Source organism: Novosphingobium sp. 11B, assembly GCF_054589055.1.
Genome location: NZ_BAAILP010000290.1, coordinates 18431 through 22896 on the forward strand (window position 1 = coordinate 18431; position 4466 = coordinate 22896).

General features: G+C 67.7%; 5 protein-coding genes. 3 read left to right on the plus strand and 2 right to left on the minus strand.

Annotation, left to right across the window (positions count from 1 at the left end):
- On the plus strand, nt 1-601 hold a 601-nt coding region (locus ACYPYD_RS25085), incomplete at its 5' end, for a substrate-binding domain-containing protein (RefSeq protein WP_459666195.1).
- Here ACYPYD_RS25085 and ACYPYD_RS25090 read toward each other — a convergent pair.
- Nucleotides 584-1051 carry a VOC family protein gene (locus tag ACYPYD_RS25090; RefSeq protein ID WP_459666198.1) on the minus strand — a complete coding sequence of 156 codons (468 nt, stop codon included), beginning with the start codon at nt 1049-1051 and terminating at the stop codon, nt 584-586. The two genes, ACYPYD_RS25085 and ACYPYD_RS25090, sit on opposite strands and share 18 nt — an antisense overlap.
- A 187-nt stretch (nt 1052-1238) precedes the next feature.
- On the opposite strand from ACYPYD_RS25090, the gene ACYPYD_RS25095 reads away from it, so the two are divergent.
- Nucleotides 1239-2150, plus strand: coding sequence for a GGDEF domain-containing protein (locus ACYPYD_RS25095; protein ID WP_051586667.1), 912 nt, complete (start codon nt 1239-1241; stop codon nt 2148-2150).
- Nucleotides 2151-2201: 51 nt separating this feature from the next.
- Here ACYPYD_RS25095 and ACYPYD_RS25100 read toward each other — a convergent pair whose 3' ends face one another.
- Nucleotides 2202-2978: an SDR family NAD(P)-dependent oxidoreductase gene (locus ACYPYD_RS25100; RefSeq protein ID WP_008831106.1), complete on the minus strand. Its 777-nt coding sequence runs from the start codon at nt 2976-2978 to the stop codon at nt 2202-2204.
- 144 nt (nt 2979-3122) lie between these two features.
- Between ACYPYD_RS25100 and ACYPYD_RS25105 the strand changes: the two genes are divergently transcribed.
- Nucleotides 3123-4364 (plus strand): CaiB/BaiF CoA transferase family protein, encoded by a 1242-nt coding sequence (locus ACYPYD_RS25105; protein WP_069707501.1) that lies wholly within the window; start codon nt 3123-3125, stop codon nt 4362-4364.
- Nucleotides 4365-4466: the final 102 nt, after the last annotated feature.

The following is a 4466-nucleotide window of genomic DNA, read 5'->3' on the forward strand; positions in this document are numbered from 1 at the left end:
CCTCGGCGGGCGCAGCGATCTTGTGGACGTGTGCGACCGCGCGCGGACCCGCTGCCTGCGCATCGGTCTGGCGCCCGAGTTGTCCTGCGACGAACGGGCCGCCACCGCGCTGACCGTGCGCCGTCTGGTGACGCTGGGCCATGCGCGGATCGGACTTGTAGCCGGGCCGGAAACCTCCCCCGGCGCCCGGCAACGCGAACTCGGCTATCTCGATGCCATGGCCGAACATGGGCTCGACCGGGGCCCGGCGCTGATCGTGCCGGGCGACGATACGTTCGAGTCCGGCATGGCCGCCGGACGGCTGCTGCTGGAGATCAGTCCGCGGCCGACCGCGATTCTCGCCTGCAACGACGACATGGCCGCCGGCGTCCTTCATGCGGCCGCACAGGCGGGCGTGCCGGTTCCCGAAGCGCTATCGCTCGTCGGGTTCGACGACACCTCGATCGCCCGCCGCCTGCTTCCTCCGCTGGCCTCGGTGCGCATCCCCTGGGAGCGCATCGGCCACGAGGCGATCAACCGGATACTGGACCGGAGCGCGGCACCGCCCGGCCCTTTCGATGCGCAACTGGTAGAGCGCGCCTCGCTAGCCGTGCTCACGTGAAAGCCGGCAGTTCCTCGAAGGTGAAGCCGTTGCCCGGGGCACATCGCTGCACCTCGATGACGCTCCCCTCCGGGTCGCATGCCCGACAGCGACGAAATCGCGGTCGTTGAACGTCATCCCGCATGCCCTCAGGTGCGCGATATCCCGTTCGATGTCGGTCACGTCGATACGGAAATGCGTGTAGCCCCGATCGTTGGGCCGCAACGGCCGGTCGAGGTCGGAAGGCGGCGCGGTATATTCGAACATCTCGATGTAGCAACCGCCCACCCGCAACACATACCCTTTTGCGACAGAGCCCCGCAGATCGACGATGTGGTCCATGACCGGCTCCCGCGCCCAGGAAAGCCCGTCGGCGTCCACCGGCGCAAAGCCCGGCGCGTCGCAATAGAGGCGCTTCATCCGCTCGAGATCTCGGCAGTTCATGCCGATATGGTGGATGCCGCGGATCATGGCGCTTTTCTTCCTTTGTCCCGACCGAAGGCTATCCGCAGCCCGGGCAGAAATGACAACGCCGCAGGCTTGACCCCATCGGAGCAATGCGCCCGCTCAAATGGCAGTTCCGTTAGCGAACGTTTTACCATAAGGAATTAAACCATTGTGGATCCATTGGCGGATGGATGGCGCAAGGGGGCCAATCTTGTATCTGCAGACCGACCGGCATCGTACCGCCATCCGCCCGCTTACCGACGGTCGCCTCGTGTCACGGGCCGCGGCGCTGGTCGGGCTCAGCGCCTGGAGCTGCGACCTCGCTACCGAGCAACTCGAATGGACCGACGGCGTCTTCGAAATCTTCGGCCTCTCCCACGACACGCATTTCGAACGTCGCGATACCGTCGCCCTCTACCATGAGGAATCTCGCGAGATCATGCTGCGCCTGCGCGCGCAGGCGATCGAGACAGGCTCCGGCTTCTCGATGGAAGCGCAGATTCGCCAGCCGGGCGGCGAGGCGCGCTGGCTGAGGCTGGCCGCCAACACGCGAGTGGAAAATGGGCGCGCGGTCCAGATCTACGGCATGAAGCAGGACATCACGCAGGAGCGCCTGCAGTGGGAACAGCTGCGCCGCCTTGCCGAGAACGACCCGCTCACGGGCCTCGGCAACCGGGCGCGGTTCCAGTCCGAATTCCTCGACCTTCCCGCCGGGTCGGAACGGCTGTCGCGCATCGGTGCGCTGGCGATGTTCGACCTCAACGACTTCAAGGCGATCAACGACCGCTGGGGGCACGCCGCCGGGGATGCCTGCATCGCCCGCTTCGGGGAACGCCTGGCCACTGCCTTCCCCGGCGCCCGTCTGATCGCCCGCATCGGCGGTGACGAATTCGCGGCGCTGCTACCCGCCACGATGCCCGCCGCAACGCTGGAAAGCGCCGTGCGCCGCCGCATCAACCGCCTCGTCACCCGGGTCGAGTGGCAGGGTACGCTGATCCCCATCGGTGTCAGTGCCGGTCTCGCCTTCATCGACGGATCGCCGGAGGCCACCTTCGCCGCCGCCGATGCCGCGCTCTATGCCGCCAAGCGCAGCGGCCGCAACGTGCTGCGGGTGGCGGCCTGAAACTCCCGTCAGATCAAAGGCAACCCCCAAACCCCGCTCAGACTGAGCAGACTATTCCGGCTCCACCCAAGTCGTGCGGGTGACGCGCGGGGAGAGATATTTCGTCGCCGTCCAGCCGCCGTCCACCACGATCGACTGCCCGTTGATCATCTCGCTGCCCGGCAGGCACAGGAAGGCGATGACCGAGGCGATGTCCTCCGGCTGGGCGAGGCGCGGATAGGGCGTGGTCTCGACGTTGGCGCGCTTGAAGCCCTCGTCCTCGAAGCGGTGGCGCACCATGTCGGTCATCGTCACGCCCGGTGCCACGCAGTTGGAGCGGATGCCGCGCGGGCCGTATTCGCAGGCCATGTGCTCGGTCATCGACTTGAGCCCGCCCTTGGCCGCCGAATAGGCCCCGCCGCGCCGTCCGCCGATATGCGCGAATGTACTCGTCACGTTGACCACGCTGGCGCCCTCCCCCAGATGCGGGATCACGTCGCGGCAGAGCCGGAACGGGGCGACGAGCATGATGTCGAGGAAGTCGTCGAGCGTCTCGTCGTCCGTCTCGTCGAGCGGCTTGGGGCTGCCGACGCCCGCGTTGTTCACCAGCGCGTCGATGCGGCCGAAGCGGGCCAGCGCCTGCGCGACGACGGCTCCGGGCGCGGCCGGGTCGGTCAGGTCGGCGCTGATGGCAAGGACGTGGTCGGGATTGCCGATCGCGGCTTCCAGCGCCGCCAGCTTGTCCTTCGAGCGGCCGACACCGACGATCGCGAAGCCCTCGCCGTGCAGGATCTTCGCGGTTTCGAGGCCGATGCCGCTGCCCGCACCCGTGATGATCGCTACCTTCACTTCGACTTCCTCCACCGTTGCAAGGCCGTGTTAGCCGCCGCTCCGGCAGGCGTCGAACCGCCCCGGCGGTATTGCCCGAGGCTGCCTTGTCCCCGGACCGCACAGGGCTAGTCAGAAGGCTCAGACAACGAGCGAACAGGCACAATGAGCACACCCAAGGCCGCCCTCGAAGGCATCCGCGTCATCGACATGAGCCGCGTCTTCGCCGCCCCCGTCGGCGCGCAAATCCTCGGCGATCTCGGAGCCGACGTCATCAAGGTGGAGCGGCCGGGCGTGGGCGACGACGGGCGCGGCTACGGCTTCTCGTGGGTGCCCGGCAAGGACGGGATCGAGACGCGGCACTCCAGCTTCTTCACCGTGTCCAACCGCAACAAGCGCTCGATCACGCTGAACCATTCCCGGCCCGAGGGGCAGGCGATCCTGCGCGATCTGGTGAAGAACGCCGACGTGCTGATCGAGAACTACAAGGTCGGCGACCTCAAGCGCTTCGGCCTCGATTACGAGAGCCTGCGCGCAATCAACCCGGGCCTCATCTACTGCTCGGTCACCGGCTTCGGCCAGACCGGGCCGATGGCGGCGCTGCCGGGCTATGACGGGCTGTTCCAGGCGACCGGCGGCATGATGGCGGTGACCGGCATTCCCGAGGGCCAGCCGGGCTCCGGCCCGCTCAAGACCGGCCCCAGCCTCGTCGACTTCGTGACCGGCCACAACACCGCGCTGGCGATCCTCGGCGCGCTGATGCACCGCACCCGCTCCGGCGAGGGGCAGTACATCGACATCGCCCTGCTCGACAGTTCGGTGGCGATGGTCAGCCACATCATGCAGGACTACCTGATAAGCGGCAACGCCCCGCCGCGCCTCGGCAACGGCGGCAACGGCGGCGGCCCGGCGGACCTGATCCATTGCGCGGACGGCATCATCTACCTCACCGCCGGCACCGACGAGCACTGGCGGCGCCTGACGGTGCTGATGGATCAGCCCGAACTGAACGACGATCCGCGCTTCGATTCCAACCTGAAGCGCGGCAAGACCAATCGCGCCGAGTTGATGGCCATCATCAACGACTGGAGTGGCCGCTTTCCGACCCTCGAGGTTCAGGCCATGCTCGACGGCGCGGGCATTCCGGCGGCGCGCTACAATGAACTGGCCGACGTCTGGGAAGACCCGCAGGTGCAACATCGCGGCCTGAAGGCGACGACGCCGCATGCATGGGCGGAAAGCGGCTCGGTCGATCTCATCGCCAGCCCGCTCGCGAAGATGTCGGCGAGCCCGGCGACGATCCGCATGGCCCCGCCGATGCTGGGCGAGCATACCGACGCCATCCTTTCGGAGCTGGGCTACGACGAGGCGCAAGTCGCCGCGCTGCGGGACGCGAAGGTGGTGTGAACGCCCAATCCTCCCTGTTCCGAGGGAATGGGGAGGTGGCAGCCCGCCGGGCTGACGGAGGGGGCTGCTACCCCTCCACCACCGCCTTCGGCGGCGGTCCCC

Bases quoted from the DNA above. Each gene is read 5' to 3' on its own strand.
- ACYPYD_RS25090 (WP_459666198.1), bottom strand. From the start codon at position 1,051: ATGATCCGCGGCATCCACCATATCGGCATGAACTGCCGAGATCTCGAG.
- ACYPYD_RS25105 (WP_069707501.1), top strand. From the start codon at position 3,123: ATGAGCACACCCAAGGCCGCCCTCGAAGGCATCCGCGTCATCGACATG.